The sequence below is a fragment of the Vibrio sp. V42_P2S4T144 genome (assembly GCF_009904715.1).
Taxonomy (GTDB): Bacteria; Pseudomonadota; Gammaproteobacteria; order Enterobacterales; family Vibrionaceae; genus Vibrio; species Vibrio alginolyticus.
Genome location: NZ_WXWS01000024.1, coordinates 1 through 4,301 on the forward strand (window position 1 = coordinate 1; position 4,301 = coordinate 4,301).

2 protein-coding genes are annotated in these 4,301 nt (G+C 44.7%); both read left to right on the forward strand.

Annotated features, from left to right (window positions below):
- The first annotated feature begins 225 nt into the window (after positions 1–225).
- A complete protein-coding gene (cadB, locus tag CAG68_RS00675; RefSeq protein WP_005434864.1) occupies positions 226–1,569 on the forward strand; it encodes a cadaverine/lysine antiporter in 1,344 nt (447 codons plus the stop codon).
- A gap of 117 nt (positions 1,570–1,686) precedes the next feature.
- A complete protein-coding gene (locus CAG68_RS00680; protein ID WP_005451159.1) occupies positions 1,687–3,822 on the forward strand; it encodes a lysine decarboxylase CadA in 2,136 nt (711 codons plus the stop codon).
- Positions 3,823–4,301: the final 479 nt, after the last annotated feature.

Consider the following 4,301-nt stretch of genomic DNA (forward strand, 5'->3'; position numbering starts at 1 on the left):
GAATAATATAGTTTTATGTTTTTGTGTTTATCATGTTTATCTCAACTTGATGTTGATGAACTAATCATTTTATTGATAACCCCAAGTTTATTTTTTTCTCAGTTTTTGGGCGTAGTCTTCACTTCGAAATTTAGCGAGGTCGAGCAGGTTCTTCCTCATAGCATCTCGCTAATAACCATTCAGTTTGAGTCATGTTGACTCGAGTAGAATAGATTTGGAGATGTTATGTCATCGAATGCGAAAAAAATCGGCCTTATTGCCTGTACGGGTGTCGTAGCCGGTAACATGATGGGTAGTGGTATCGCACTATTACCTTCTAGTCTTGCCTCTGTAGGCTCTGTTTCAATCTTCAGTTGGCTGATCTGTTTGGTCGGTGCACTGAGTCTGGCGTTTGTTTACGCTCGTCTGGCAACCAAAAACCCACAAGAAGGTGGTCCAATCGCTTATGCTGGCGAAGTGTCTCCGGTATTTGGTTTCCAAACGGGCGTTCTTTATTACCACGCGAACTGGATTGGTAACCTGGCTATTGCCATTACAGGTGTTTCTTACCTTTCAGTATTCTTCCCTGTGCTTAATAACCCAATCCCAGCAGGTATTGCGACGATTGCATCGGTATGGATCTTCACTTTCGTCAACCTACTTGGTGGTAGCTGGGTAAGCCGTCTATGTACGCTTGGTCTAGTTCTTATCCTTATCCCAGTTGTTGGTACAGCTGCATTTGGTTGGACGCACTTCGATACTGCGCTTTACAGCCAAAACTGGAACGTATCAGCAGGCACTGACAGCCACGCGGTAGTAACAGCGGTTCTTATCTGTCTATGGTCATTCGTAGGTGTGGAATCAGCAGCGGTATCGACTGGTATGGTAGAAAACCCTAAACGTACTGTACCTCTAGCAACTATGTTGGGTACTGGTATCGCAGGTGTGATTTACATCCTATCAACTCAAATGATCAGCGGTATGTTCCCAGCGTCAGAAGTTGCGGCATCAGGTGCGCCATTTGCACTAGCAACCACTGAGCTATTCGGTAGCTGGACAGCACCATTCGTATCAGCATTCACAGCGCTAGCATGTTTCACTTCGCTAGGTTCTTGGATGATGCTAGTAGGTGAAGCAGGTAAACGCGCAGCAAACGACGGCAACTTCCCTAAAATCTACGGCGAAACTGACAAAAACGGTGTGCCTAAGAAAGGTCTAATCCTTGCGTCAATCAAGATGACTGCGCTGATGGTTGTACTGATGTTCTTCAGCTCTAAAACAGCACACGCATCAGACCTATTCAACCAGCTAACAACTGACGCGGTTCTACTAACAATGCTGCCTTACTTCTACTCAAGCATTAACTTGATTCGCTTCGAAGGTATGACAACACGCAACGGCTTCGTAATGCTGTTCTCTGGTGTGGCTTGTCTGTTCTGCTTCATCGCACTAGCAGGTGCAGAGGGCGGTACGCTAACAGCAACCTTCATCGTGTCTCTAGTTATCTTGATGTTCTACAGCAAAAAAGCAGGTCTTGCTCAGTACGTGAAAATGCACGCTGACGACATGCCTGCCCAAGCAAGCAACTAATCCCCAAAACGCTGCCACTAAGGTGCCAGCCTATAACACCCAAATTCACGCGGCGCTCACCTTACTCATTGCCTGTAAATGGCAAAGAGCGCCCTCATTCGCCTTGGAGATGTCCAAATGAATATATTCGCTATCTTGAACCACATGGGTGTGTTCTTTAAAGAAGAGCCAGTTCGTCAACTTCACGCTGCTCTTGAGAAAGCGGGCTACGAAGTGGTTTACCCAGTAGATGATAAAGACTTGATCAAAATGATTGAGATGAACCCTCGCATTTGCGGTGTGTTGTTCGACTGGGATAAATACTCACTAGAGCTATGTGAACGTATCAGCCAAATCAACGAAAAACTGCCTGTTCACGCATTTGCTAACGAACAGTCTACTCTAGACATTTCACTAACAGACCTACGTCTAAACGTGAGCTTCTTCGAGTACGCTTTAGGTATGGCTGACGACATCGCTATCAAAATCAACCAAGCGACTGAGGCATACAAAGATGCCATCATGCCTCCATTCACTAAAGCGCTATTCAAATACGTAGAAGAAGGTAAATACACCTTCTGTACTCCAGGTCACATGGGCGGTACTGCATTCCAGAAAAGCCCTGCTGGTAGCATCTTCTACGATTTTTACGGTCCAAACACATTTAAAGCGGACGTATCAATCTCAATGCCTGAGCTAGGTTCTCTACTAGACCACTCAGGTCCACATAAAGATGCAGAAGAATACATCGCACGTACATTTAATGCAGACAGCTCGTACATCGTAACTAACGGTACGTCTACATCGAACAAAATCGTTGGCATGTACTCAGCACCTGCGGGCAGCACAGTACTGATTGACCGTAACTGTCACAAATCTCTGACTCACCTAATGATGATGAGCGACGTGACACCAATCTACTTCCGCCCAACTCGTAACGCATACGGTATCCTTGGTGGTATTCCACAAAGCGAATTCAGCCGCGATGTCATTGCAGAGAAAGTGGCGAAAACACCAGGTGCAACAGCACCAACTTACGCAGTAGTGACTAACTCAACTTACGATGGCTTGCTGTACAACACACAATTCATCAAAGAGTCGCTAGATTGTAAACACATTCACTTCGACAGTGCTTGGGTGCCTTACACTAACTTCAACCCAATTTACGAAGGTAAATGTGGTATGAGTGGTGAAGCGATGCCAGGCAAAGTGTTCTACGAAACACAATCAACACACAAACTGTTGGCAGCGTTCTCACAAGCTTCAATGATTCACGTGAAAGGTGACTTTGATAAAGAATCTTTCAACGAAGCATTCATGATGCACACTTCAACTTCACCTCAGTACGGCATTGTTGCTTCTACTGAAACTGCAGCGGCAATGATGCGCGGCAACACTGGTAAGAAGTTAATGCAAGACTCTATCGATCGCGCAATCCGCTTCCGTAAAGAGATCAAACGTCTAGAAGCAGAAAGCGACAGCTGGTTCTTCGATGTATGGCAACCAGAAAACATCGATACCACAGAATGTTGGAAACTAGACCCTAGCGATACATGGCACGGCTTCAAGAACATGGATGACAACCACATGTATCTTGACCCAATCAAAGTAACGCTATTGACTCCAGGGATGAATAAAGAAGGCGAATTAGAGGAATCAGGTATTCCTGCTTCGCTGGTGGCTAAATTCCTAGACGAGCGCGGCATCGTGGTAGAGAAAACAGGTCCATACAACTTGTTGTTCCTATTCTCAATCGGTATCGACAAATCAAAAGCAATGCAATTGCTACGCGGCCTAACTGAATTTAAACGTGGCTACGACTTGAACCTAACCATCAAGAGCTTCCTACCTTCACTATACAACGAAGACCCAAGCTTCTATGAAGGCATGCGCGTTCAAGAACTAGCACAAGCAATTCACGACCTAACTAAGAAATACAACCTACCAGAGCTAATGTATAAAGCGTTCGATGTTCTTCCAGAAATGAAAGTAACACCACACGCAGCATGGCAAGAAGAGCTTCGCGGTAACGTAGAAGAAATTAAACTGGAAGAAATGGTTGGTCGCGTAAGTGCGAACATGATCCTTCCTTACCCTCCAGGTGTGCCACTAGTACTTCCTGGTGAAATGGTGACTCAAGAGTCTCGCCCAGTGCTGGACTTCCTAGAGATGCTTTGTGAGATCGGTGCGCATTACCCTGGTTTCGAAACCGACATCCACGGTCTGTACCAACAAAAAGATGGTAGCTACACCGTAAAAGTATTGAAGAACTAAGTTCCTCTCGAAGATGACGCCATTGGGAATGCAAGCATGCTCCACTCTTACGAGCTCAATGTGTCATCGAACAACCACGACATTTAGATATACCCCTAGCTAATCTGTCGTAAAAGAGAAGGGCAAGGATGCTCTGATCTTTTCTTCTATATAGAAGAAGCAATTTCCAAGACTTCACCTGAAGTACCCCAAGTAAAAAGCAAAGACCAAAGAGCAGTTCGTCATCGTTCTGCTCTTTTTTTATCTTTTATACAGCAGGACGAAGAGAAAAAGCGCGTTGAGTGAAGATCATTTGCTTCAATTGCATCAAATTTGAAGATCGTAATTCAGGTAGAAACGCCCTTTTTCTTGAGGAAAGATCCTTTTAAATGAGAGAAAATAGCCAAGATCGCTTGGTATATACACAAAGTGATTGCTATTTGTTCGGTTGAAAGTTTTTTTGCAAAAAACGCTTGTACTAATTTCTCAACTCCCTATAC